Raw genomic sequence first — 24853 nt, forward strand, 5'->3', positions numbered from 1 at the left:
ATTTCTGAAACCACTGTATCTGGTTGCCACGAGAACAGGTCAGGCCGGCACCAGCTTCCCGTCGCGAAGGTCCAGTGCATCCGGTGCCAGTTCCGTGCGGAACGCCGGCGAATGACTGACCAGCAGAATCGCCTGTGGCAACGCTCGCAAGATTTCCAGCAAGCGCGCTTCGTTTTTCGTATCCAGCGCATTCGTCGGTTCGTCCAGCAACAGAACTTCGGGATCCATCGCCAGAACTGTCGCCAGTGTCACCAGCCGTTTTTCGCCGCCTGACAATTTGTGCGTGATGCGGTTCTTTAAGTGCATCAAGTCCAGATCACCAAGCACTTTATCGACAATGGCAAGCGCTTCGTCGCGTGTCTTGCCCAGATTGAGCGGCCCAAAGGCGATGTCTTCGGCGACGGTCGGACAGAACAGTTGATCGTCCGCATCCTGAAATACAAGCCCCACCCGGCGGCGCACTTCGTGGAAATCCGCCTCCTCCACGCGTTGCTGACCAAAAACGGTGACGGTGCCAGAACTCGGGCGCTGCAACCCAAGTATGATGCGCAGGAGCGTCGATTTTCCCGCACCGTTCGGACCAGTCAGAGACAGGCGCTGCCCGGCATTCAGGCTCAGGCTTGCTCCGTCGAGGACGGGTGGCTGGCCGGGGTAGGAAAAACAGATGTCTTCTAGCGCGATCAGTGTCATACGAATTCCAGAATGATCAGACCCAGGCAGAGACCGCTGAATCCAGCAGCAAACACAATGTCTCTGCGGGTCAGGTTAAATTCCTGAATCAACGGCATACGCCCGGAAAACCCCCGGCACTTCATCGCGGCCAGAATGCGTTCCGATCTTTCGATCGCACGCACCAGCATCATGCCCACCAGGTAACCAAAGCTGCGATATGTGTGCCAGTTGGTCGCTGGCCGAAAACCGCGCACCTTCATGGCGGCGCGCAAGCGCAGATACTCTTCCCGCAACACCTCGATATACCGAATTGTAAACATCAGAAGGTAAACCAGCTTTTCAGGGCAACGCAGACGATGCAAGGCGTGACCCAGAGTGACCGGCTCCATCGTGCCAACCAACACCAGCAGGGACAGGATCACGGCATTGGCGGTCAAAGAAATCTGGACCGCTTTCCAGAAGCCTTGCCAGCTTGCCGGGCACCCCCAAAGCGTGAACATCAGGTCTCCGGGCATGGAAAAGGGCAGCAGGATCAGCATAAACAGGATGAATCCATCCATCATGGCCATTCGCTTCAACGTCTTTCGCCACGGCAAGCGTGAAATCATCAAAAGCGAAAGAGACACGGTCAACGCCGCGCAAAGCGCAATGAGGGCTGACAGCGCCACGGTCACGACTGCAAAAGCAACTGCCATGACGATCCGCATCCGAGGGTCCAGCAGGTTGATCAGACCTTCAGGCCCGTCACCGGCTTCGGCCAGTGTTTTCTCTTGGTGCCCCAGGACGTGTGCCATCAGGCCGCCAGCTTGCGGCGCGCCGCCATGTAAAAGCCCAGACCGAACAGACCAACGATGTACCCGATCCCGCCAAGGATGGTTTGCAGGTCATTCTGTTCGCGATAGGCCGCGATCTCGCGCCTGAGCGGGCGCAACTCGTCACGAACGGCCTTTGCGATAATCTGTCGTTCCTCTTGGCCTAGTGAAGTCGCGGAACCGACAGTCTGGGCCATGGTCGCCGAAGTTGCGCTGTCCGCTTTTTCTGCGACAACACCCATAATCTGCGCGACGTCCTCTGCAGGCATAGTAATCTGGGCCACGTGCCCGGCGCCCAGGTCAGCAAAGAATGTATGCGCCACGGCTGAGTTCGGAGTGTAGATAAAAAACCCGTCTGCATCCGTCACCGTGCGACCCAGCTCTGCCCCATCCGGGCCAGTAACAATGACTTCGGTATCGCTTGCCATATCGCCGCTGGAAAAACCGATCTCACCCTCTATCGCATTACCGGACACAAAAACACCGGCTATGACTTTATGCGCCAGCGCAGGCAAAGGCGCACAGCACAAAGCCAGTGTGATAACCAGATGCTTCATGTGGTCGCTCCTCTGACAAACAGCTCGGGCTTGACTTTGCGCGCCAGCAAAACGGCGAACCCGGTCAAGATCGCTTCGATGGCCATGACAGGTATATGTGCAAAGAAAACAAGCTTGGCAGCGGGCAGGAACTCATCCCCCGACAGTGCCAGTGAAGTCGCGACCATGCCGGTCGTCGCCGCAATGGCAAATGCGCCGCCCAAGCCACCCCAGATCGCACCCTGCAAAGGCGTCCCACGCGCGATCAGACGACCAAACAACAATCCGGCCACCACCGCGGGCAAAGCGATATTGACGGTGTTGATCCCCAACACCGTCAATCCGCCAAAGCCGAAAAAGACCGCCTGCAGCAAAAGCCCGACGAACAAAGCCGGGAATGCGGCCCAGCCAAGCAGCAGTCCAGCCATGCCATTGAGGATCAAATGTACCGATGACGGACCAATGGGTACGTGGATCAACGATGCCACGAAGAAACTGGCTGACAACACTCCGGCAGTGGGGATGCGGTCAAGATCCAGTGACCTGAGGCCCATGGCAATCCCACCCGCAGCGGCGACGGCACCGCCGACCACGACCGGGTTGGAAAGGGCTCCGTCGACGATGTGCATTTGGGTTTACTCCAGATCCCAGGCGCGGATCCAGATGACCGCATCCTGACTAAGTTCTTTACCCTCATGTTCGGTCACTGGACCTGAACCTAGTGCTGCGAAACCCCAGTAACCGGCTTTTGGAACGCCAAACGAAAAGTACCCGTTGTCGTCCGATATGGCGACCACGGCACCACCCGGCATTGGTGACACCTTCGGTGTCGAAGCGGCCGAGCTTTCCATGCCAGGTTCGGCGGCCATGTACTCGATCTCGATCTCAGCACCTGCAACCGGCTGACCATCAGCCATCACACGGCCCGTGAAGGTCGAACCCGCGATGATGTTGGTCGGCTTGTTAAGCGGTATGATCTCGGTCAGCAGACCCACAGGGTTCATCCAGTCGGTCGGCAATGCGTTGCGGTTCAGGAACGCTTTGGTGAACTGCTGGATATAGATGTCTTCGGCTTCCTCATAATAAGGTTGAGGAACCGTCACCAGCACGTAATCGCCCGAACGTTTGACAGGAACACTGCCTTTGAATGCCGCCCCCTCGTTTTCTCCACCGGTGAAGCGGACAGGTTCCAGCGTACCAAGTAAATCAGTTTTTTTGCCGTTGTGGATCACATAGAATTCCTGCGGCTTTTCCATATCCATGACGTGACCGTTCTCGAACGGATGCCAGAAGATCAGCTTGACCGGCACATCGCCGGGTTTCTCGATCATGGTGTCGGTGGTGTATTCCAAAAGGAAATGCGCATTTGCCATGGCAGGAAGTGCCATCGCGGCAGCGGCTGCACTGAGCAGCTTTTTCATGAACAGTCGTCCTTGTCCCGTCGCGCCAATCCCGGTGCGAAATTCACTTTGACTGCGGGACATCCAACGCCAAATTGCCCTTTCAGGCATCCTGGTCCGACGCACATCCCGTCGCCGATGAGGAGCACCCCTTATGGGGGCACATGCCCGGCAGGTATCCTGACTTGCGGGTCAAAGCATCGGACTGGCCTTCCCGGGAAAACCCCAGTGGCGTTTCAGCCCTGCTCGCCGCTTACAGTTGCGGGTGCAGTTGCGGAATTGGGCCTGAGCCCGCACCGCATTCCCTATTGATTCCAGAGCGCGCCCCGGAACCGGACATGTCCAGCGGCTTGCCAGACAATCCCAGTCTCCGTCAACGATCAATTGTGATGGCCGTCGAAAAAGTTATGAACCTGGGAAGTCTGGTGTGGTTTGACGTGCTTCGGTAAGCATCAGTGGAAGAAGGGGAAATACACTTCTAGGCTTCTGAAAGATACCTTTCCGACAACGGCAAGCTTGCTGCGCCCAGCGAGCGCGCATCCGGGCCCACGGCCCCCGCCACCACCAAAGGGCGCTCAAGACCGGTCAGGTTAACCTCGGACAGTTTGTTTTCGACCAATTCAACCAAATGCGCCTTGATGTCCGGCGGCATCCAGCCGTCAATCTTTACGCACTCAAAGTCGATTAGACTGCATGATGATACAATCGCATAGGCAATCCCGCTCGCGGTCTTATTCAACCAGTTCTCCAGTTGAGCTTTTGGCACATCCCAATGCTCGGTCGATTCCCATAAAGAATGCGAGGTTGCCCCTGCTGTCGTGATTGCACGCTCGAGCACATAAAGGCTGGCCACGTCAATCAGCGGCTTCACACCGCCAGCGTCATCAGGAACAGGCAAAGGACCGAGCGCGCCTGCGTTTCCCCGACCAGAAAAGATCGAGCCATTGAGGACCACCCCGCCGCCAATGAAGAAGCCGACGTAGAAATACAAAAAATCTCTTGGCCCGTCAGCCGGGCCAAAAACCAATTCCGCACCACAGGCCGCTGTCGCGTCATTTTGAAGGAAAACTGGCATATTGCAGCTGAGAGCCAGGTCCGCTTTTAAGTCCGACGCGCGCCACGGGTCCATTTTTTCCTGAGGAACCTGCAAAGCCTTCGCCCAGTCCCACAGGTAAAAGGGCATAGCTATTCCGAGCCCCGCGATCCTGCTTTTGGACTCAGGTGACATGGACGACATCACTTTCCCAAGACTCTCTCTGGAAAAATCCAAAGTGGCATTCGGCGTTGGATAGTCATAGGTTCGCCTCTCTCGTTGCCGCACGTTTCCGACAAAGTCAGTCAAAACCAGTTCGGTACTGCGGCGCCCGACTTTAAGCCCAAAGAAGAACGCACCATCCGGATTGAGGCGCATGGGAACAGAAGGCTGCCCGACTTTCCCGCGAACCGGTTCACCGCGCAGAAGCAACCCATCCTTTTCCAATAGACGCATAATGACGGAAACCGTTTGTGCCGACAGTCCCGTCATGCGCGCGATTTCGGACTTCGCAAGGGCCTGATGGCGCCGGACAAGAGATAACACAAGGCGTTCGTTTCGGGCCCGCATGCCGCTTTGGTTCGTTCCGCGCACCTCTGACCCGTGCGAGCCAATCGAGTTTGTCTGAGATGAATATTCAGGCACGACCACCCCTTTCTTGCTTGAGAATGAGAAAGCCGACCCGCCCTGTCAATAATAAATAAGAGTGAGTTATTTATTGACTCAATATTTGATTCTTGTGATGGTTTCTCATGGGATCAGGTTATTTTTGCCTGATCGCTCTCGTGCCCTCATGGGCATTAGAAAAACTGGGAGGATTATCGATGAAACTTGCAAGACTTGCGGGCGCGACAGCGCTGGCAGCTGCTGCCATGGCTGGCAGTGCAATGGCGGAAGGTGAAACTGTTTGCCTGATCACCAAAACGGACACCAACCCGTTCTTTGTCAAAATGAAGGAGGGCGCGACAGCGAAGGCGGAAGAGCTGGGAATGACGCTGAAAGCCTTTGCGGGCAAGGTCGACGGTGACCATGAAACGCAGGTGCAAGCCATTGAGACCTGCATTCTGGACGGCGCCAAAGGCATTCTGCTGACGGCCTCGGACACATCATCCATCGTTCCGGCTGTGAAGCAGGCGCGGGATGCAGGGGTTCTGGTAATCGCTCTGGATACGCCGCTGGAACCCATTGACTCGGCTGACGCAACGTTCGCCACGGACAATTTCCTTGCCGGGCTGTTGATTGGACAATGGGCCAAAGCCACGCTGGGCGACGCCGCCAACGACGCCAAAATCGCGACACTGGATCTTGCCGTCAGCCAGCCGACAGTGGATGTGCTGCGCAATCAGGGCTTCCTTCAGGGCTTCGGTGTTGATCTGGCAGACCCGAACGTGATCGGCGATGAAGATGACCCCCGTCTGGTCGGGAGTGATGTCACTGCCGGCAACGAAGAAGGAGGTCGCCGCGCGATGGAAAACCTACTGGCCAAGGATCCGACGATCAACGTTGTTCACACCATCAACGAACCTGCGGCGGCAGGCGCTTATGAAGCGCTCAAAGCCATCGGACGTGAAAATGACGTACTCATCGTTTCCGTGGACGGAGGCTGCCCGGGCGTCCAAAACGTTGCTGATGGTGTTATCGGCGCAACGTCGCAGCAATACCCGCTGTTGATGGCATCACTGGGGGTTGAGGCCGTCAAGAAATGGGCGGACGAAGGTGTAAAACCTGAAAACACACCCGGTAAGGATTTCTTTGACACCGGCGTGGCGCTTGTAACGGACAAGGCCGCTGGTGGCGTCGAGTCAATCTCGGTCAAAGAAGGCATGGACCTCTGCTGGGGTTGACCTGATCACCCGGAGGGCCGCAGAGGGCGGCCTTCCGCTTTTCAAGCCACCCATTCGCCCGAAAACTTGCTAGAGTCGTCAGTGACCTGACGCTTTGGGGGAACCTTTATGTCCGATACTTCACGACGATCAGACGACTTCGAAGCCGCTGCAAAAGGCAGCCCGGAACAGATTGCCGAATTTGACGATCACCACCGCGGGTTTGTCGGAACGGTTCAGCATTTTCTGCATGTGAACCCCTCTCTGGTGCCGTTGATCGTTCTTGTGGCTGCCATCGTCATTTTCGGTGTCTTGTTGGGCTCCAAGTTTTTCTCGCCATTTGCGCTGACCCTGATCCTGCAGCAGGTTCAGATTGTCGGGATCGTGGCTGCGGCACAAAGCCTTGTCATCCTGACGGCAGGTATCGACCTTAGCGTCGGGGCAATCATGGTAATGTCGTCGGTTGTGATGGGTCAGTTCACCTTCCGGTATGGGCTGCCGCCATCGGTCTCGATCATTTGTGGCCTTTTCGTTGGCACAGCAATCGGCGCGGTGAACGGTTATCTTGTCAGCCGCATCAAACTGCCGCCGTTCATCGTGACGCTTGGCATGTGGCAAATCGTTCTCGCGGCAAATTTCCTCTATTCTCAGAACGAAACCATCCGGTCACAGGAGATCGAGGAACATGCCAGCATCCTGCAACTGTTCGGTGCCAAGTTTAACGTCGGCGGGGCTGTATTCACCGTCGGCGTGATCTTCATGCTGGTGCTTATCCTCGTGCTTTCCTACGCGCTTCGTCATACCGCCTGGGGAAGGCATGTCTATGCGGTCGGTGATGATCCGGAAGCCGCCAAGCTGTCCGGTGTCAATGTGCATCGCACGCTGATGTCAGTTTACATGCTGTCCGGGCTGATCTGCGCTTTCGCGGGCTGGGCCCTGATTGGTCGCATTGGGTCCGTGTCTCCGACGTCAGGACAGTTGGCAAACATTGAAAGCATAACGGCGGTCGTGATCGGAGGTATATCCCTGTTCGGTGGTCGCGGGTCCATTCTTGGGTCGCTGTTCGGAGCGTTGATCGTCGGCGTCTTCACACTTGGGCTTCGATTGCTGGGCGCTGATGCGCAATGGACGTTCCTGTTGATCGGCATCCTTATCATCGCAGCGGTCGCGGTCGACCAGTGGATCAGAAAGGTGGCAGCCTGATGGAACCTATTCTCAAAGGACGGAACCTTGTGAAGCGCTACGGCAAGGTAACGGCGCTGGATCAGTGCGATTTCGATCTGATGCCGGGCGAGATTCTGGCCGTGATCGGCGACAACGGCGCAGGCAAATCAACGCTGATCAAGGCGGTATCAGGCGCGGTGGTGCCGGATGAAGGTGAGGTTTGGCTGGAAGGCCAGAAAGTGAACTTTCATTCCCCGATTGACGCGCGCGAAGCCGGTATCGAAACGGTCTACCAGACGCTTGCGATGTCCCCCGCCCTGTCGATTGCAGACAACATCTTCATGGGGCGCGAAATCCGGCGCAAAGGGCCGTTGGGATCATGGTTCCGAATGCTCGACCGTCCGGCGATGGAGAAATTCGCCCGCGACAAACTGAGCGAACTGGGCCTGATGACAATCCAGAATATCAATCAAGCCGTTGAAACTCTGTCCGGGGGTCAGCGTCAGGGTGTTGCCGTGGCGCGGGCCGCGGCGTTCGGCTCGAAGGTCATCATCCTGGACGAGCCAACGGCCGCACTGGGCGTAAAGGAAAGCCGTCGCGTTCTTGAACTGATCCTTGATGTGAAGTCTCGCGGTATCCCGATCATCCTTATCAGTCACAACATGCCTCATGTTTTCGAAGTTGCCGACCGGGTTCATGTGCACAGGCTTGGCAAACGACTGTGTGTCGTTGATCCCAAGGATTACACGATGTCCGACGCGGTGGCGTTCATGACCGGTGCCAAGGAACCGCCCGCCGAGGATCAGGCCGCGTGACTGGCAAACTTGCCACCCCCAAGGCGCTAGCAAGCAGAATCGCGGATGCTGTTCAAGCTTTGCCGCCGCTGCAAGACCGGCATCTTGTCGCGATAGCCGGGCCACCGGGATCGGGGAAAACGACTGCGGCCAGCCTTGCGACCACAGAGCTCAATCTACGCGGCGTCGCAACCGGCCTGGTTTCCATGGACGGCTTCCATTATGACAACGTGATCTTGAAGGATCGCGGCTTACTGAACTGCAAAGGATCCCCCGAAACCTTTGACCTTGCCGGCTTTCATGCATTGCTTGGTCGATTGCGTACGGAAGGAGAAGTCGCAGTACCCGAGTTTGTCCGAAATCTCGATCTGGCTATTGCTGCGCGGTCTATGATCACAGCGGATCAGCGCGTTGTTCTGGTTGAAGGCAATTACCTTCTCTTGAATGAACCGGGTTGGTCGGAACTTCACCAACTGTGGACATTCAAGGTGTTTTTGGACACCGATTTAAAAACACTTGAAACCCGCCTGACCAACAGATGGATCGGCCACGGTTTGGACAAAAAAGCCGCCAAGGACCGTGCGCAGTCCAACGATCTGCCGAATGCGGAACGTGTGATCCGAAATTCGGTATCCGGCGATCTGGCCCTGACTTGAGTTTTCCCTGCGGCCAACAAAATCCGTCTTGATGGAAGGCCAGAGGTCAGAACCGGTATACCGGCGGAACAAGACCGGCCTGGAACCAAGTCACGAAAGACACGATTGAAAACACCGGCAGCCCGGTCGCCCGCTGAATATCCGGCGCATAGGGGCACATATTCGTGCACTCCAGAACTATCGCCCCAAGATCGGGGTGTTCCGAGGCCAACGCGATTGCGGCCTCAACATTGTCTTCCCGGGCCTTCTGAACATTCAGACGCGGTTCATTGCCAAGAATTGCACGGGTGAACTCTCGCCCACCCTCGGTTGTGCCTATTGGCGTATCCAAGGGGACATCGGCGGCACGCAAGTGGTCTTCGGTCAACGTAGACGCCGAAATGGTCAGTACACCGGCCCGTTTTCCCGCAGGAAGAATGCGGTTCACCAATTCGACCTGCATCAAGGACGAGGTGACGACGGGAACCGGAACAGCCTCGGCCAGTTCCTTTTGAAACAGGGACAAGAACCCGCAATTGGTTGTTATGCCATCCGCGCCGTCTTTGACCAGCTCTTGCGCGGCGTCGATGAAGACCTCGAGCATACCTTCGGCCCGATGCCGAACAACCTGGTCCGGCGAGGCATCCCGGACGACGCGGTACAGCACCGGAAACGGCCAGGTCTGAGCATTGCCCATGTCGCCGGGAATTCTTGGGAATTGCGCGTCCAGCATGAGGATTCCCACCGATGCGCCATAAATGGATTTGCCGCCCTGGATGATCAATTCTGCGCCTCCTCGATAATGCGGGTCGAAATGTCTTCGGCCCCCTCCATGTAGATGCTGGTAATCCCGTGACGCACAGCGTCCTGCACCTGATCCATTCGTTTCGTGATATGAGCCGCCAGAACCCGTGCCGCCTCATCTGCATCCCGATCCAGCAGAGCTTGCATGACGTGTTTATGTTCGTCCTTGGACTTCTGCACCCGGTCCATGCTCATGGAAATCCAGCGGATATAGCGGATACGCTCGTTGATCCGTGTCAGAGTTTGCAACAACTCCATGTTCCCGGACAGTTTTGCAATCCCCAGATGGAACGCTTCGTCCCGGGTCACTGCCTCTTCGATCGTCAGGCCGGTGATGTCGATGCCCGTTTCATAAAGTTCATCACGCAGCATTTGCAGGTCTGCATCCGTCGCCTTGGCGCAGGCTGATCGGGCCGCCGCGGATTCGATGATCTGCCGCAGCTCGAAAAGGTCGAACACGCTTTGCGCATCCAAGGGACGACAAAAGAACCCTTGCCCTGGGCGGAAATCGAACAGCCGTTCGGCGACCAGACGATTCAACGCTTCACGCAACGGCGTACGGCTGACGCCCAGGTCTCTGGAGAGAGCGACCTCGTTCAGGCGGTCACCGGGGCGCAGGCGGAAGGACACCGCCATGGCTTTGACCTGATCATAGATATCATCGACGCGTGGACCTGCCATAAACCCCGCCTTTCTTTCGTTGATTCACAGGTGCCACACACAGTTCTTGAAATCAATATACAAAACTGTATACAGCACTGTGTGCAATTGTGAATCGAAGGAGTCGCGAACGATGACAGGAACGAATTACCTGACCGGAGCCGAGGCAATGGTACGCATGCTTGAGGCGCATGGCGTTACCCACATGTTCGGTCTGTGCGGCGATACCACCTTGCCATTTTATGATGCGCTCGCCCGAATGGATCACGGCATTCAGCACATTCTGACCCGCGACGAACGGCACGCCGCCTACATGGCGGATGGCTATGCCCGCGTGACGGGCAAGCCCGGCGTTTGCGAAGGCCCTTCCGGCGGTGGCGCAACCTACATTCTGCCAGGTGTGGTCGAGGCCAATGAAAGTTCGGTTCCAATCCTGGCGATCACGTCCGATGTGGCAACGTCCAGTCGCGGAAAATACCCTTTGACAGAACTGGATCAGCCAGCGTTGTTCCAGCCGCTGACAAAGTGGAACGCGTCTCTGGACGACGCCACCCGGCTTCCGGCCATGGTTCGTGCGGCGTTCCGGGCGATGACAACGGGAACACCCGGTGCGACCCACCTGGCACTGCCGTTTGATACTCAGAAGGCACAGGTGGACGAAGCGGAAATCTGGGCCGACGAGCGGCATCGCAGCTATCCCGCAGAGCGGGCTGCCCCCGATCCTGATGCCATCGAAGCAGCCGCAGCCATTCTTGCCCAGGCCAAATCCGCTGTCGCGGTATGTGGCGGCGGCCCCGTTCTGTCCGGCGCGACCGATGCATTGCGCCGCGTCGCCGGTCTGTTGGATATGCCCGTCGCGACAACCGTTTCAGGCCAAGGGTCCATCGCCGAAACCGACCCTTTGGCCCTGGGTGTTGTCGGATCGAACGGCGGTGTCCCCGCGACCCGTGCCGTGGTAGATCAGGCTGATGTCGTCCTGTTCATCGGGTGCCGCGCCGGTTCGGTCACGACCGAACGGTGGAGAAGCCCCGGGCGCAACACCACGATCATTCACATCGACAGCGACCCCATGGTGATCGGCGCAAACTATCAGACAGAAGTGGCGATTTGCGCCGATGCTAGTTTGGCGTTGGAGGCACTGGCCCACGCATTGGAGCAACGGCAGGACCTGACCAGTCAAAGCGGAACAGCCAAGGCCCGCGCCGCGTGGGAGGCCAAGGCGGCGGCGTTTGCCCCCTTGGCTGCAAGTCGGGAAACCCCGATACGGCCCGAGGCTGTCATGGCGTCCCTGATGGACATTCTGGACGACGATGCAATTGTGGTCGCTGATCCCGGCACCCCCTGCCCCTATTTCAGCGCGCATTACCGTTGGCGGCAACCAGGGCGGCATTTCATCACAAATCGCGCGCATGGAGCACTGGGGTATTCTCTGGGGGCGGCCATGGGTGCACATGTCGGGCGGCCCTCGGTCAAGACGCTTGCCGTCATGGGCGATGGTTCGTTTGGGTTCGCCTGCGGTGAGTTTGAAACCATGGTCCGGCACAATATGCCGATCACCTCGATCGTTTTCTCGAACTCGGTCTTCGGATGGATCAAGGCGGGTCAGGATGCTGGGTTTGATCAACGGTATTACAACGTTGATTTCAACCGGACCGACCACGCCGCCGTCGCAGCCGCCTTTGGAGTGAAATCATGGACGGTCAAGGACCCTGAGGACTTGCCGAAGGTGCTGAAACAGGCCGTCGACCATGATGGCCCCACATTGGTCGACATCCATTCGCAGCAGCTTCACGACGCCGCTGCACCTGTGTCAGAGTGGGTCGCGTAAGAGGCAATCGACGGGGTCAGCTGGGCCAGAAACTCCTGCGCAATCGTGGACAGGGGGCGCCCCTTTGCGGTGATGATTGCAAGATCCAGCATGACGGATGGCCTGAACGGGCGGATCTGGTACCCGCTCTCACCGTCGAACGTCACGGTAAAGGGGTCGATCATCGCGACCCCCATGCCCTGTTTCACAAAACTCAGCAGGTTCTCGGACAGGTGCGTGTGGATCTTTGTACGCCACGTGCACCCGGATGCCTGAAAGATGTCACGGGTTCGACGGTGGGTTTGGTGTTCCGGCCCCATCACGATGAAGGGCTCGTTTTCCAATATTTCCGGTGTCAGTACGTCGTACTCGGCCAAGGGGCTGTGTTCTGGAAAAGTCGCCAGCGTTTCGAACTGAAATACCTGATAGTTCAGCGTGTCATGTAGGATCGGCATCTCGACAATGCCGATTTCAAACAGGCCGGAAATCACCCATTCCTGAATCTTGGAAGAATACTGCGACTGAAAACTGACGGATAGGTTGGGGCGGCTTTTGGCAAAACGAGCGATCTCGCGCGGCATGAAACCAAATGACAGAAGATGCGGTGCCGCAACCTGCAATTGACCGGGATGCTTGTTCTGCAGATCCGTCACGGCCTGCGCCACGTGATCCAGCCCGCGCACGACCGTGTCGACTTCGCGGAACAGCAACTCGGCTTCCGGAGTGGGCAACAAACGACCCTTGTTGCGCTCGAACAGAGGCAGTCGCGCTTCACGTTCCAACTGAGCCAACAGATTGCTTATTCCAGGCTGGGATATCCCAAGCACCGAGGCCGCGCCGGTTACGGTTCCGGTTTCCATGATGGCATGAAACGCTTGAAGCTGGCGAAAGCGCAGGGACATGGATTACCACATCATTTTTTCTGATGAACTGTCGAAGATATAGTATTTGAAATGATATGCCCGTCAAGGCAGGCTTCCGCTCAACGACAGGGGGCGGAATGAGCGATCTGGCACAAAAAATCATCGGTTACGACCTCTGGCACCTGAAGCTTCCGGTCACGTCCCGCCGGGATCACGGTATAGGGTCCGTTGAAGGCGTTTGCGAAGTTGTTATCCTGCGACTGACATCCGAGGATGGCACACATGGATTCGGCGAAGCGTCACCATGGTCGGTGTTCACCGGCACCCCGGAGGCGACTTTCGCGGCGCTGGATCGTTACCTGCGCCCCCTTGTTCTTGGAGCCAGCGTAAGTGACCGATCGGCTATCATGGCACGCACCACCTATGCCGTGGCACATTGCACCGAGGCGAAGGCCGCGCTGGAAACCGCTCTGCTGGATTTGGCCGGCCGTATCAGCGACACCCCGGTCTGGTCTTTGTTGGGCGGTCGTTGCCGCAGCACCATTCCGCTCAGCTGTTCCATCGCCAACCCGGACTTTTCTCAGGACATAGACCTGTTGGCGCGGTTGCGAGAGGATGGCGTGCGGATTGTCAAACTCAAGACCGGGTTCAAGGATCACGCCTTTGACATCATGCGGTTGGAGTACCTTGCGCAGAACTGTCCTGAGTTCTCGGTCCGCGTGGACTATAATCAGGGGCTGAGCATCGGGGAGGCTCCGGCACGGGTGCGGGACGTGGCCCAGTTCAATCCTGATTTCATCGAACAGCCAGTTCGCGCCCATCACTTCGGCATGATGGCAAAGCTGCGCCAAATGACCGATGTTCCCCTTCTCGCTGATGAGAGCGTCTTTGGTCCCGAAGATATGGAACGCGCCGCGCGTGAAAGCATTTGCGATGGCGTGTCCGTGAAAATAATGAAGTCTGGCGGTCTGACACGAGGGCAAACGGTCGCCCGCATCGCGGCTGCGCATGGTCTGACGGCGTATGGCGGGGACATGTTCGAGGCTGGTTTGGCCCATCTTGCGGGTACCCATATGATTACCGCGACACCCGAGATCACATTGGGCTGCGAGTTTTATCAGGCGTCCTATTTCCTGAAAGAGGACATTCTGGAAGAACCCTTCCGGATCAGGGACGGACAGGTCTGCGTGCCCGAAAGCCCGGGGCTTGGCGGCAAGCCCGAGCTGGCAAAGCTGAACCATTATACAGTGGCCAAGGCGGTTTCAGAATGAGTGAAAAGAAAACCATAGCCATCATCGGCGCCGGTATAGTCGGCGTTTCGGCCGCGGTCTGGCTTCAAAGGGACGGACACGACGTGATCCTGTTCGACAAGGCCGGACCGGGTGAAGGCACGTCTCATGGCAATGGCGGTGTATTGGCGTCCTGTTCCATCATACCTGTGACGGTTCCCGGGTTGCTCGGCAAAGCGCCGAAAATGTTGCTGAGCTCCTCGCAGCCGCTGTTTTTGAAATGGGGGTATTTGCCTAAGCTGCTTCCATGGCTCCGGCAATATCTAAGCCACGCGAACGTAGCCGACGTTGAACGGATTGCAGCCGCCCTGACACCGATCGTCGGCGACAGCCTGAATGATCACAAGGCCTTGTCAGCAGGCACATGTGCTGAAAAGTGGATCGTGCCCAGCGACTATCTGTTTCTCTACGAGAACCGGGTTCATTTTGAACAAGATGCGTTGGGCTGGGGAATCCGACGGAAGAACGGCTTTGATTGGGAAGAACTGGAGGGCAAGGCGTTTCACGACTATGATCCCGTGTTCAGCCCGGATATCGGTTTCGCTGCCAAGCTGTCCAACCACGGTCATATCACCGATCCCGGGCGGTACGTGAAAGACCTGGCCGCCCATGTTGAGGCTGGCGGAGGCCGGATCATCCGCGCCAACGTCGAAGACGTCACGCGCGACAACGGCCGTGTTACCGGTGTGCGCGCGGGTGGTGAGACCATTGCTTGCGACATCGCCATTGTTACGGCTGGCGTCTGGTCCGGACCACTTGCGATGCGACTGGGGGTTTCTGTTCCTCTTGAAAGCGAGCGCGGTTATCATCTTGAATTGGTGGCACCTTCTGCCATGCCCCGTAGCCCGGTCATGGTGTCTTCGGGCAAGTTTGTTGCCACGCCCATGGATGGGCGCATACGCTTGGCAGGTATTGTGGAGTTCGGAGGGCTGGACGCACCGCCCTCGCGCGCACCGTTTGAATTGATGCGAAGAAATGCCCGGGCCGCTTTTCCGGGCATAACATGGAAGGAGGAAGTGGAATGGATGGGGCACAGGCCGGCCCCGGCTGACTCGATCCCGATCATCGGTGACGTGCCCGGAATCAAAGGGGCCTATATGGGCTTTGGTCATCATCACATTGGCCTGACAGGTGGGCCAAAGACCGGACGGCTTCTGGCGCAGATGATCGCGGGCAGAACCCCGAACACGGACGTAAGCGTCTACGCGCCGTCACGCTTTGCAACATAAGAACAGACCGATGAAAAATATCGGTATTTCAAAACTCGATAGGGAGAAAACGATGAAAAAACTGACAAACCTTCTGGCAGCAACCGCTTTGACTGCCGCCGCGGCAGCACCAGCCGTGGCCGAAAAATGGGACATGCCGATGGCCTATTCGGCGTCGAACTTCCATTCGGCCACCGGTTCGGAATTCGCCAAATGTGTAACGACCGGAACCGGCGGTGAGATCGAAATCGTTACGCATCCATCCGGCTCGCTGTTCAAAGGTGCCGATATCAAACGTGCAATCCAGACCGGGCAAGCCCCGATTGGTGAGCGTCTTCTGTCCGGCCACCAGAATGAGAACGCGTTGTTCGGTTTCGATTCGATACCGTTCCTTGCAACCTCGTTCGATGACAGCGCCAAGCTTTGGGATGCGGCAAAACCGTCAATTGAAAAGGTGCTGGCGGAACAGAACCTGACGTTGCTTTACGCGGTGCCATGGCCGCCTCAGGGACTGTATTTCAAGAATGAGGTGAACTCGGTCGCCGATATGAAGGGCATTAAGTTCCGCTCTTACAACAACGCGACTTCGCGACTGGCCGAGTTGACAGGGATGTTGCCGGTAACGATCGAAGCGGCGGAAATCAGTCAGGCTTTTGCGACGGGTGTCGCCGAGTCGATGGTGTCTTCGGGATCAACCGGGTATGACCGCAAGGTCTGGGAAAGCCTGAACTATTTCTACGAAGTCGACGCCTGGTTGCCGCGCAATTATGTGATGGTGAATTCGGATGTCTGGTCGGGCGTGTCCGACGCCAACAAGAACATCATCAAGGCCTGCGCGGAGCTGGCGGAATACGCAGGCAACTGGCGGGCCAAGGAATACACTGGTTTTACTCTGCAAGGTCTGCGTGATGGCGGAATGACCGTCGGTCCGGCATCTGAGCAGATGACGAATGAGCTGAAGGAGATTGGTGTAACCATGACCAATGAATGGCTGGAAGCCGCCGGTGACGAAGGCAAAGCCATCGTCGATACGTTCAACGCGTCTCAGTAACCGTTCGGAGCGGGCGGCGTTACACTGTGTCGCCCGCTTTCCACCCAATCATAACACAGCGGGGACACCATGGCGGTTTTGCGAGGGCTTCGGTCCGTTCTGGACTTCATCTATCAGGCAGCAGGGGTAATGGCGGCGCTCAGCCTGATTGCCATTCTTTTGCTGATCGTCGTGCAGATGCTGGCCCGCTGGACAGGTGAGGTATTTCCCGGAGCGCCTGACTATGCCGGGTACGCAATGGCGGCGGCATCTTTCCTGGCCTTTGCAAATGCGTTGAACCGGGGCAGCCACATTCGGGTTTCAATCCTTCTGAACGCGGTGCCGGACGGTGTGCGGCGTATCCTTGAAATTTGGTGCTTCACCATCGGCACTGCCGTCATGTGGTATTTCTGCTGGTATGCCTATCGCTTCGTCTATTGGAGCTGGAAGTTCAACGACATCAGCCAGGGACAGGACAGAACCGCGCTCTGGATTCCCCAGTCGGCGATGCTGATCGGTGCCGTGATCCTGGCCATCGCGCTGACGGATCACCTGATTCATGTCCTGTTCAAAGGTGACCATCGCATTGTCCGCGATCTGGCCGACCAGAGCCACGGAGAGTAAGAGCATGGAAAACCTGTCTGTCATCATCCTTTTCCTCTTTGTTCTGTTCACCTTGCTCGGCACCGGTGTCTGGGTCGGACTGGCCCTGATGGGGGTTGCCTGGGTCGGTATGGAACTTTTCACGACGCGCCCCGTGGGCGATGTGATGATCACCACCATATGGTCAGCATCGTCTTCGTGGACCCTGACCGCCTTGCCCATGTTCATCTGGATGGGCGAAATCCTGTACCGCACGCGATTATCCGAAGACATGTTCAAAGGCCTCTCCCCGTGGATGGCCCCCCTGCCCGGCGGCTTGGTGCATACGAATATCGTGGGCTGTACTGTCTTCGCAGCAGTCTCAGGTTCGTCGGCAGCAACGCTGACCACAGTCGGCAAGATGTCGATCCCCGAACTGCGCAAGCGCAATTACCCCGAACAGATGATCATCGGCACGTTGACTGGCGCTGCGACGCTGGGGCTGATGATCCCTCCGTCACTGACCCTGATCGTGTACGGGGTGACGATCAATGAATCGATCACCAAACTGTTCTTCGCGGGTATCCTTCCCGGCCTTGTTCTCGCCGCTATGTTCATGGGCTATGTCGCGATCTATTCCAAATTGGGCAAAGACTGGAACCCGAATGACGAAGGCAAGCTGAGCTTTGCGGAAAAAGTCCGGAACTCCCGCTTTCTGTTGCCCGTGATCCTGCTGATCACGGTCGTCATCGGCTCTATGTATCTGGGCTATGCCACCGCGACAGAGGCTGCGGCGTTCGGGGTGATCGGCAGTCTGTTGCTGGCGGCCGGCCAGGGGTCATTAAACTGGAAGACATTCACTGAAAGCCTGATGGGTGCTACGCGAACCAGCGCGATGATCGCCCTGATCCTTGCTGGCGCTGCGTTCCTGTCGCTGTCCATGGGGTTCACCGGTCTGCCGCGTGGGCTGGCCGATCTGATCGCCGGATGGGAACTGACCCGTTTCGAACTGCTGATGGTTCTGCTGGTGTTCTACATCATTCTGGGTTGTTTTCTTGACGGGATTTCCTCGGTTGTGTTGACCATGGCCGTGGTGGAACCGATGATCCGCGACGCGGGGATTGATCTGATCTGGTTCGGGATCTTTATCGTGGTTGTCGTCGAGATGGCACAGATCACACCCCCGATCGGGTTCAACCTGTTCGTGATGCAGGGTATGACCAATCATGAGATGAGCTATATCGCACGCGCCGCGATACCGATGTTCCTGATCATGGTACTGATGGTTTTCATCCTCATCTGGTTCCCCGACCTCGCCACCTGGCTGCCCGAGAACTTGCGCCAGAGCCCGGGCGGATAAAACGGCCTTGAACCCGCTCCATCTGGCGGCCCGTCACGGGCCCCGTGTTCTGATCGCCGGATTGGTGGCGGGTCTGTTTTTGCCGGGTTTGGCCGAGCCTATGCGAGACCTGCTGCCGCCCTTAGTCGTGCTGTTGCTGTTCGTCACCGTCCTGAGAATGGACCCAGAAACCATTCTTGGGTCGCTGAGCGATCTGCACCAGGTCGCGTTTACTGTTGTTAGGTTTCAATTCGTAATACCGCTGATCATTCTGGCCATCGGCTTTGCGGGAGGTTGGACGGGAACGCCGGTGCTTCTGTCCCTGCTGATCATGGCGGCAGCACCTTCAATTTCAGGCAGTCCCAACATGTGTCTGATGATGGGTTATCCGCCTGAACACGCGATGCGAATGCTGGTTGTTGGCACTGCCCTGTTGCCATTGACAGCGTTTCCCCTGTTCCTGCTCATGCCCGAATTGGGCGACATTCAATCCGTGCTGTTGGCCGGACTGCAACTGTTGTTGACGATACTCTGCGCAACCGGCGCCGCCATCTTTGTACGGCGTGTTTGGTTGCGTTCACCATCCCATTCCACCTTGTTGAATCTGGAAGGGTTGGGCACAATTTCTTTGGCCGTATTTGTCATCGGCCTGATGCCTTCAGTCAGCGCCACAGCATTGGAGAGCCCGACTGTCGCGGTCTTCTGGATCGTGCTCGCCTGTTTGGCCAATTTCGGCACTCAAATTGTTACGTTCCGTTTGACCCGAGACAGGTTACCAGCAGCCAGTTCTACCGCTGTCTCCCTGATCGCAGGAAATAGAAACATCGCAATTTTCTTCGTGGCTTTGCCGCCTGAGGTCACCGCGCCGATCATGGCCTTTATCGGGGCGTATCAGATTCCGATGTACCTGACACCAGTGGTCATGCGTCATCTCTATAGGAGACAACGTCCACCCGAGTAGCTGGTAGCACTTCCTCAAGATACCTTTTCCCCGTCCCATACCGACTTTAGGCAGACTCCACGCCTCCAGTTCAGTGCCAAAAACTTGTTTGGCGGCATCTGGAATATGTTGTCACTATTGACAGTTAATTGTGCTATCCCTATTTACTGTCAACACTGACAGCTAAGGATTTATCATGCCGCCCAGAAAATTGACGATCGCATCCGTGATGACGCTGGCCTCGTCCCTTGGGGCGTCCGCGCAGACTCTCACTGCAACGGTGAAGGACGTACGCAACGCAAAGGGCGATCTGATCATTGCGGTGTTTGACGAAGCTAAACCATTTGAGGCTATGGACATGACGAACGCTGCGGCTTTGGCTGCGGTTCCTGCTGTCGAAGGCCAGGTTTCGGTTACCTTTCACAATCTTCCGCTTGGCAAATACGCGATTGCCGCGATTCACGACGAGAACAGAAACAGCAACCTGGATACCGACAAGGATGTTCCAACCGAAGGGTACGGCTTTGGCGGTATGGGGCGAAGCGGTCTGCCACCAGAATTCGCGGATGCCGCGGTCGCCGTCGGCACCGGCGCAACTGGAAACTTGAAGTTGAAGTACTGGGAATAACATGAGCGGGCGCCCCTCAAATCGTGATGAACGTTATGATCAGGTTATGCAGGCTCTGGTCAGATGTGTTGCGAGATATGGCCTCGATGGTGCATCGCTTTCACAAATTGCCAAGGAGGCAGGCCTGACGCGTCCTCTGATCCGGCATCATCTGGGCAATCGGGATGAATTGATCACGACCCTGCAAGACTATGTTCTGAAATGCTTTTCGGAACAGTCTGACGCGCTTGTTGGGGTCTTGCCGGCCTCGGGCAAATCAGAACATCTGATCGATCTTCTGTTCTCGGACATGAACCAGACGTCACCGGATATGGTACTTGCCTTTGCAGCACTCACCGCGCGGGCTGTCGAGGATGTTTCGCTTCGCCAGGCTTGTCGTGAGGCTCTGCTTTCCTTTGAAACTGCGATTGCCGCGATACTGCGCGCGGATTTCCCGAAAGTGGATGCCGCAAAAGTCAATACCACCGCTCATGGTATCGTGGCCCTTTATTTCAACGCGACGTCTTTGGCCCCCCTGGAAATGCCGAGTGTCTGGAAAACACAGGCCGAACAGGCCGCGCGTGCACTGTTCAATGGCCTGGAGCACGCATCATGACACGCAGGCGGCAGCTGAACTACATCACCTTTGCTGCGCTGATGGTCACGACAGTACTTGGCTATCAGTCGTTGTGGGGTCTTCTTTTCATGTTCTGGACAATCCCGAATTTCTATTCCGGTCACGCATTGCTTTTGACCGACGTAACCCGGGATGAAGACCCCGTCCTGTTTTGGCTGATCCAACTCGCCTGGATCGCACTTGGCCTGTCGATGATTGCCATCGACATTCTACCTTCAACGTTTTGAAGAAACCTTCACAAGAGGCTCAAATGAAACCCATGCTGCACCTTTTGCCAGTCGAGGCTTACACTAGCCAGGATTGGTTCAACCGGGAAATGCGCGAAATCTTCTCCAAAACCTGGCGTTACGCCGGTTTTATGGAGGATGTCAGCGAACCTGGCCAATTCATCGCCGTGCAGGCCGGGCTCAACAATATTTTCGTGATCATGGGGCGCGATCGCCGCCTGCGCGCGTTCCATAACATCTGCCGCCACCGCGGCACCCAACTGATCAGGGCGGTTGGCAAAACGCAAAAGGCCTTGACCTGCCCTTATCACGACTGGACGTACGACCTTGAAGGCAATCTGATTTCGGTGCCAGATGAGCAAGAGGAATATGGCAAGGTCGACAAGTCCTGCCTTGGCCTGAAACCCGCCAAGGTCGATATCTGGAAATCGATGATTTTCGTCCATCCAGACCCCGACGCACCTTCCATCGCCGAATGGCTCGGCCCGGTCGAACCCCATATCGGCCCCCACGTCCCGGAAGAGCTGATCGAGTATGAAGAACTGAACAACAGCTACGAGATAAAGGCCAACTGGAAGGTTGTCGTTGAGAACTACATCGACGTTTACCACCTGAGTCATCTGCATTCGAATACGCTGCAGATGTATGACCATAAAGCCGCAAAGTACCACTGGGAAGGACCCCATTACTTGTTTTGGGAGCCGCCGGTGGCAGAGTTTCTGGAAGATCAGGAAAGCAAACTGACCGCCCCACGCGTCATACCCAAAGACATGAATGGAGCCTGGGTGCCCATGCTGTTCCCGGGTATTGGCCTGGCCGCTTCGGAAGACGGCTGGAATATCTTCATTATCGAACCCCTTGGCCCGGAACTGACACGAGTTCACAATCGTGGGCGGGTGTCCAACAGCTCGGAATGGGAATTCACCAAACAGTCGATGAAGTCGTCCTCTTTCTGGTCCAAGTTTGGAATAGGCGGAAAATACGAAGCCAATGACGCGATGGGCGAAGATGACCCGATGGTTGCCGGCGACTTTACCGGCGAAGATATCTACGCGTGCGAGCAACAGCAGAAATCCCTGCATTCACCGTATTTTGAAGCAGGTCCAGCAGCAAACGGTGAAAGCCCCGTTATCGAGCACCAGAAAGTTGTTCTGCAATGGTTGGGGGACGGTAAATGAGCCCGCGTGACTTTTTTCCATTGCGCGTTTGCGGGACCAGAGTTGAATTGGGTGGCTTGGCAAAGACCGTTATGTTCGAGATTCCTGATCGCTTGATGGACACGTTCGCCTGGAGACCGGGCCAGCACGTGTCCATTCGTTTCACTATTGATGGCGAAGAGCACCGTCGAAGCTATTCGGTCTCAAATTCACCTTACTCCGGGGGCCCGCTTCGGATCACCGTCAAACGGGTCAAGGGTGGCAGTGTCAGCAACTTCATCAACGACACTATTCAGGAAGGACAAACCATCGACGTCATGCCGCCATTTGGCAGTTTCTGCCTGGAACCCGATGAAACGGCACGACGCACTCATTACTTTTTTGGCGCGGGCTCTGGCATCACTCCGCTCTTTGCGATGCTGAATTCCGTCTTGACAGCTGAGCCCTATTCAGTCGCGCATCTGGCATATGGCAACTCAAACGCCCAAAGCATCCTTTTTCAGGAAGAACTGAGCGTGCTGAAGGAAACACATCCTGAGCGTCTTACAATCAACCACGTTTTTTCGAAACCCGGCTGGTGGTCCAGTGCCGAGTATTGGCGGCATGGTACAATCGACCTGCCTGCAATTGAAGCGTTGATCACCGAGTATCCTCCTTACGCTCAGGACGCTCAATACTATGTCTGTGGTCCCGGCGACATGAACCAGACCGTCAAATCGGCCTTGATGTCCATTGATGTGCCCGCGAACCGCATCCACGTGGAAAGCTATGGTGCTTCACCGGATCTGGACACTGGTTTTGAAGGGGTGGAAGCAACCGCTGAACTGACGCTGGAAGGCGCCCGACATCTCATTTCGATCTCCAAGGGACAGACCCTTCTTCATGCAGCGCAGTCCGCAGGTCTGAAGCCACCCTATTCCTGCCAATCGGGGGTCTGCGGCGCGTGCCGGGCCAAACTGACCAACGGCACAGTTCATATGCGGGCGCGCATGGCGCTGGAGGATGAAGACATCAAAGCCGGAGAAATCCTGACCTGCCAATCAATACCCACGGTGGAAAAACTGGCGATCAGCTTTGATCAAACGCGTCGCTGAAGAACGGTAGGTGAGTCTGAGGCTGGTTGTTTCATGCCGCCTCAGGCCCTGTTGCGGATCAGATCATTCGTCCGGCGCACAATCTCGGATTACGAAGTGCTTGGTTGTTTCTTCCACAACTTCCCAATAGCCACGAAAACCGTTGGGGATCAGAAAGCTGGCCCCGGTTCGAAAATCCTGACGGGTCCCGTCTTCGTGGATCAGGGCACAATGGCCTTTGACGATATAGCAATATTCGTCCTTGTCCGTAAACGCGTGCCATTTGCCCGGCGTAGACGTCCAGGTCCCAGCAGACAGTTGTCCATCCGGGCTGGTGAAGTGCATTCCAATCTTGTGATGCGGATCACCCTCGACAACGCGATCGGGAAGATCAGCCAAACGCCTTTGGCTGCGCGTTGCGGGCTCATCGAAAAGATTGAGTACCTGTGTCGTCATGAGGTCATACCCTCCTGCTGGTCGTGTATTGCGAGATGACGTGACCGGCCAATGATCGGTCACGTGCTGGACTTGGGTTTTCGCCATCCTCTAATGAAACAGGTAGACACCCGCCAATACGAGAGCAGCGATGAAGATTGTCTCGGCCACGATCAGGACGATGGCCTGCCCGCCCACATCCAGAATGCGCTTGAGTGACGTTTTCATGCCCACTGCCGCAATCGACACCAGCAGCGCCCATCGACTGAGATCGGCCATTACCGACGAGACCACGTCCGGGATCAGACCCATTGAATTCAGGACGGCAAAGATCAGAAAACCAACGACAAACATCGGCAAAATGGGTGGGCGCTTGCCGTCTGCTTCGCCGAGTTCCGCGTGGCGTCGGACAAGAATCGAGATGACCAGAACCACCGGGGCCAGCATGGCGACACGGATCAGCTTGACCAGTGTCGCGACCTCTCCGGTTTGATCCGAGACCGAGAACCCTGCCCCGACAACCTGCGCGACATCGTGGATCGTCCCGCCGAGGAAGACCCCGGAAACCTCGTCGTTGAACTCAAATGCCTCAGTGAGGATGGGATAGGCGATCATCGCGATTGTCGACAGAACAGTGACGGACAATACCGTGAAAATCAGGTTGCGTTCCGAATGCTCGTTTTTGGGCAGAATGGCAGACAGGGCCATCGCCGCCGACGCGCCGCAAATCGCGACCGAACCGCCCGTCAACACACCGAAGCGCCAGCCACGACCCAGCAGGCGCGCGCCCAGAAGGCCGAACAGAATCGTGAGGATCACACCCGCAATAACGACCGCAATCAGATCCGCGCCAAGGCTCATCATCAGTTCAACCGAAATTCGGGCCCCAAGCAGAGCCACGCCAAAACGAAGAACGGTTCGTGCTGTAAACTCGATCCCGGCTTTGCAGTCGCCTGCGTCGTCTTCGGCCAGAAAATGGAACGCAATGCCCAGCAACAAGGCCATCAACATTGCCGGAGCGCCATAGTGCTCGGACAAAAATTTCGCCGCAACGGCAACAACCACGGAAACTAAGAATCCGCGACCGTTCAAACGAACGAAAGACCGTGCCCGAAGCCACGGCGAGTTGGATGCACTTAACGCCTGCATCTTACTTCCTTTGCAATATTTGAGCTGCCTTTTGGGCAAAGCCTGCCCCCACCCGAACCGTATTCGGTTCGGGTGGGGGCATGATCAGATTACAGCTCGACCTGATCTTTCATTTCGTCGGCTGAGATTCCGGCGACTGCGACGGGTTTTTTCATTGCGTCGCGGCGGAAGGGCTCG

Annotated in this window: 27 protein-coding genes and 1 riboswitch; of the genes, 16 read left to right on the top strand and 11 right to left on the bottom strand. The window is 56.7% G+C overall.

Going from position 1 to position 24853, the window contains the following annotated elements:
* Nucleotides 1–39: 39 nt before the first annotated feature.
* The 6 genes from AC2FJB_RS21270 to AC2FJB_RS21295 form a co-directional block, all read right to left on the bottom strand.
* On the bottom strand, nucleotides 40–690 hold the full coding sequence (locus AC2FJB_RS21270; RefSeq protein WP_496720738.1) for an energy-coupling factor ABC transporter ATP-binding protein: 651 nt from the start codon (nucleotides 688–690) through the stop codon (nucleotides 40–42).
* A complete protein-coding gene (gene cbiQ, locus AC2FJB_RS21275) occupies nucleotides 687–1466 on the bottom strand; it encodes a cobalt ECF transporter T component CbiQ (protein ID WP_496720740.1) in 780 nt (259 codons plus the stop codon). The genes AC2FJB_RS21270 and cbiQ overlap by 4 nt, the downstream gene beginning before the upstream one ends.
* Nucleotides 1466–2041: a NikL family nickel/cobalt ECF transporter subunit gene (locus AC2FJB_RS21280; protein ID WP_496720742.1), complete on the bottom strand. Its 576-nt coding sequence runs from the start codon at nucleotides 2039–2041 to the stop codon at nucleotides 1466–1468. The genes cbiQ and AC2FJB_RS21280 overlap by 1 nt, the downstream gene beginning before the upstream one ends.
* A complete protein-coding gene (gene cbiM, locus AC2FJB_RS21285; protein ID WP_117873580.1) occupies nucleotides 2038–2649 on the bottom strand; it encodes a cobalt transporter CbiM in 612 nt (203 codons plus the stop codon). The genes AC2FJB_RS21280 and cbiM overlap by 4 nt, the downstream gene beginning before the upstream one ends.
* Nucleotides 2650–2655: 6 nt before the next feature.
* Nucleotides 2656–3441: a DUF4198 domain-containing protein gene (locus tag AC2FJB_RS21290; RefSeq protein ID WP_496720744.1), complete on the bottom strand. Its 786-nt coding sequence runs from the start codon at nucleotides 3439–3441 to the stop codon at nucleotides 2656–2658.
* Nucleotides 3442–3573: 132 nt separating this feature from the next.
* Nucleotides 3574–3772, bottom strand: a riboswitch (cobalamin riboswitch).
* Nucleotides 3773–3898: 126 nt separating this feature from the next.
* Nucleotides 3899–5023, bottom strand: a complete 1125-nt coding sequence (locus AC2FJB_RS21295; RefSeq protein ID WP_496720772.1) for an ROK family transcriptional regulator — start codon at nucleotides 5021–5023, stop codon at nucleotides 3899–3901.
* Nucleotides 5024–5277: 254 nt separating this feature from the next.
* Here AC2FJB_RS21295 and AC2FJB_RS21300 point away from each other — a divergent pair, with 254 nt between their 5' ends.
* From AC2FJB_RS21300 to AC2FJB_RS21315, 4 genes are all read left to right on the top strand, one after another.
* A complete protein-coding gene (locus tag AC2FJB_RS21300; protein WP_299902115.1) occupies nucleotides 5278–6297 on the top strand; it encodes a sugar ABC transporter substrate-binding protein in 1020 nt (339 codons plus the stop codon).
* Between the two features lie 108 nt (nucleotides 6298–6405).
* A complete protein-coding gene (locus AC2FJB_RS21305; protein WP_299902112.1) occupies nucleotides 6406–7479 on the top strand; it encodes an ABC transporter permease in 1074 nt (357 codons plus the stop codon).
* Entirely contained in the window at nucleotides 7479–8255 is a 777-nt protein-coding gene (locus tag AC2FJB_RS21310) for an ATP-binding cassette domain-containing protein (RefSeq protein ID WP_496720746.1), read from the top strand. Before AC2FJB_RS21305 ends, AC2FJB_RS21310 begins: the two co-directional genes overlap by 1 nt.
* Complete coding sequence (locus AC2FJB_RS21315) at nucleotides 8252–8890, top strand: nucleoside/nucleotide kinase family protein (protein WP_496720748.1); 639 nt, start codon at nucleotides 8252–8254, stop codon at nucleotides 8888–8890. Before AC2FJB_RS21310 ends, AC2FJB_RS21315 begins: the two co-directional genes overlap by 4 nt.
* Before the next feature lie 46 nt (nucleotides 8891–8936).
* Here AC2FJB_RS21315 and AC2FJB_RS21320 read toward each other — a convergent pair whose 3' ends face one another.
* Complete coding sequence (locus AC2FJB_RS21320) at nucleotides 8937–9653, bottom strand: aspartate/glutamate racemase family protein (protein WP_496720749.1); 717 nt, start codon at nucleotides 9651–9653, stop codon at nucleotides 8937–8939.
* Nucleotides 9650–10354, bottom strand: a complete 705-nt coding sequence (locus AC2FJB_RS21325) for a GntR family transcriptional regulator (protein ID WP_299902102.1) — start codon at nucleotides 10352–10354, stop codon at nucleotides 9650–9652. The genes AC2FJB_RS21320 and AC2FJB_RS21325 overlap by 4 nt, the downstream gene beginning before the upstream one ends.
* A 112-nt stretch (nucleotides 10355–10466) precedes the next feature.
* Between AC2FJB_RS21325 and AC2FJB_RS21330 the strand changes: the two genes are divergently transcribed.
* Nucleotides 10467–12161 (top strand): thiamine pyrophosphate-binding protein, encoded by a 1695-nt coding sequence (locus AC2FJB_RS21330; protein ID WP_496720751.1) that lies wholly within the window; start codon nucleotides 10467–10469, stop codon nucleotides 12159–12161.
* On the opposite strand, the gene AC2FJB_RS21335 is transcribed toward AC2FJB_RS21330, so the two are convergent.
* Nucleotides 12122–13042 (bottom strand): LysR family transcriptional regulator, encoded by a 921-nt coding sequence (locus AC2FJB_RS21335; RefSeq protein WP_496720753.1) that lies wholly within the window; start codon nucleotides 13040–13042, stop codon nucleotides 12122–12124. The genes AC2FJB_RS21330 and AC2FJB_RS21335 overlap by 40 nt on opposite strands.
* 98 nt (nucleotides 13043–13140) lie before the next feature.
* On the opposite strand from AC2FJB_RS21335, the gene AC2FJB_RS21340 reads away from it, so the two are divergent.
* The 11 genes from AC2FJB_RS21340 (at nucleotide 13141) to AC2FJB_RS21390 (ending at nucleotide 23113) form a co-directional block, all read left to right on the top strand.
* The gene (locus AC2FJB_RS21340; protein ID WP_496720755.1) at nucleotides 13141–14274 is read left to right on the top strand and encodes an enolase C-terminal domain-like protein; all 1134 of its coding nucleotides are present in this window, start codon (nucleotides 13141–13143) and stop codon (nucleotides 14272–14274) included.
* Complete coding sequence (locus AC2FJB_RS21345; RefSeq protein ID WP_496720757.1) at nucleotides 14271–15521, top strand: NAD(P)/FAD-dependent oxidoreductase; 1251 nt, start codon at nucleotides 14271–14273, stop codon at nucleotides 15519–15521. The genes AC2FJB_RS21340 and AC2FJB_RS21345 overlap by 4 nt, the downstream gene beginning before the upstream one ends.
* Before the next feature lie 52 nt (nucleotides 15522–15573).
* A complete protein-coding gene (locus AC2FJB_RS21350) occupies nucleotides 15574–16551 on the top strand; it encodes a TRAP transporter substrate-binding protein (protein WP_496720759.1) in 978 nt (325 codons plus the stop codon).
* Between the two features lie 69 nt (nucleotides 16552–16620).
* A complete protein-coding gene (locus AC2FJB_RS21355; RefSeq protein WP_117873599.1) occupies nucleotides 16621–17154 on the top strand; it encodes a TRAP transporter small permease in 534 nt (177 codons plus the stop codon).
* 4 nt (nucleotides 17155–17158) lie between these two features.
* Entirely contained in the window at nucleotides 17159–18472 is a 1314-nt protein-coding gene (locus tag AC2FJB_RS21360; protein WP_117873601.1) for a TRAP transporter large permease, read from the top strand.
* A gap of 7 nt (nucleotides 18473–18479) precedes the next feature.
* Complete coding sequence (locus AC2FJB_RS21365) at nucleotides 18480–19412, top strand: hypothetical protein (RefSeq protein ID WP_496720761.1); 933 nt, start codon at nucleotides 18480–18482, stop codon at nucleotides 19410–19412.
* A gap of 175 nt (nucleotides 19413–19587) precedes the next feature.
* Entirely contained in the window at nucleotides 19588–20019 is a 432-nt protein-coding gene (locus tag AC2FJB_RS21370; protein ID WP_496720763.1) for a DUF2141 domain-containing protein, read from the top strand.
* Between the two features lies 1 nt (nucleotide 20020).
* Nucleotides 20021–20614: a TetR/AcrR family transcriptional regulator gene (locus AC2FJB_RS21375; RefSeq protein WP_496720765.1), complete on the top strand. Its 594-nt coding sequence runs from the start codon at nucleotides 20021–20023 to the stop codon at nucleotides 20612–20614.
* Entirely contained in the window at nucleotides 20611–20862 is a 252-nt protein-coding gene (locus tag AC2FJB_RS21380; protein WP_117873609.1) for a hypothetical protein, read from the top strand. The genes AC2FJB_RS21375 and AC2FJB_RS21380 overlap by 4 nt, the downstream gene beginning before the upstream one ends.
* Nucleotides 20863–20885: 23 nt before the next feature.
* Entirely contained in the window at nucleotides 20886–22040 is a 1155-nt protein-coding gene (locus AC2FJB_RS21385; RefSeq protein ID WP_496819044.1) for an aromatic ring-hydroxylating oxygenase subunit alpha, read from the top strand.
* Nucleotides 22037–23113, top strand: a complete 1077-nt coding sequence (locus AC2FJB_RS21390; RefSeq protein ID WP_496819046.1) for a 2Fe-2S iron-sulfur cluster-binding protein — start codon at nucleotides 22037–22039, stop codon at nucleotides 23111–23113. Before AC2FJB_RS21385 ends, AC2FJB_RS21390 begins: the two co-directional genes overlap by 4 nt.
* Before the next feature lie 63 nt (nucleotides 23114–23176).
* Here AC2FJB_RS21390 and AC2FJB_RS21395 read toward each other — a convergent pair whose 3' ends face one another.
* Both AC2FJB_RS21395 and AC2FJB_RS21400 read right to left on the bottom strand, forming a co-directional pair.
* Nucleotides 23177–23548: a cupin domain-containing protein gene (locus AC2FJB_RS21395; RefSeq protein WP_496720770.1), complete on the bottom strand. Its 372-nt coding sequence runs from the start codon at nucleotides 23546–23548 to the stop codon at nucleotides 23177–23179.
* 90 nt (nucleotides 23549–23638) lie between these two features.
* Nucleotides 23639–24676, bottom strand: coding sequence for a YeiH family protein (locus AC2FJB_RS21400; RefSeq protein WP_299902064.1), 1038 nt, complete (start codon nucleotides 24674–24676; stop codon nucleotides 23639–23641).
* Between the last annotated feature and the right edge of the window lie 177 nt (nucleotides 24677–24853).

The sequence above is a fragment of the Ruegeria sp. CDSC085 genome (genome assembly GCF_059610465.1).